General features: G+C 52.5%; 1 pseudogene. It reads right to left on the bottom strand.

The window, feature by feature from the left end:
- Positions 1-404 (bottom strand): annotated as a pseudogene (locus I6F28_RS37230) (bifunctional riboflavin kinase/FAD synthetase); the annotation flags it as partial.

The raw sequence follows: 404 nt of genomic DNA, 5'->3' as shown, positions 1-404 counted from the left end.
GCTGATACGCACGCCACCTTCGCAAAAAGTTTGCGTACTGGTGATATCGAAGCCGTATTCCATGCCAGCTTTCTGTAATAACAAGAAATCGCCTTCACGACCAGCGCCAAAGCGGAAATCATCACCTACGGCAAGAAATTTTACGCGCAAATGCTTCACCAGAAGATCGCTGATGAAATTTTGCGCGGTTAACGCCGCGAAACGCCTGTCGAAACGCACGCACAGCACGTAATCAACGCCACACTCTGCAAGGTAACGCAGTTTTTCCCGCAGCCGGGTCAGCCGTGCCGGGGCTTTATCGGTAGCAAACAGTTCCAGTGGTTGAGGTTCAAAAAGCATCACCATCACCGGTAAGTTGCGCTTGCGCCCTTCTTCCTGCAAGCCCTGTAACAGCGCGCGATGAC

This window comes from Bradyrhizobium sp. NBAIM14 (genome assembly GCF_020193895.1).
GTDB classification, from domain to species: Bacteria; Pseudomonadota; Alphaproteobacteria; order Rhizobiales; family Xanthobacteraceae; genus Bradyrhizobium; species Bradyrhizobium yuanmingense.
Note: the sequence above shows the minus strand (reverse complement) of the source record. Positions and strands in the feature narration are given on the sequence as shown.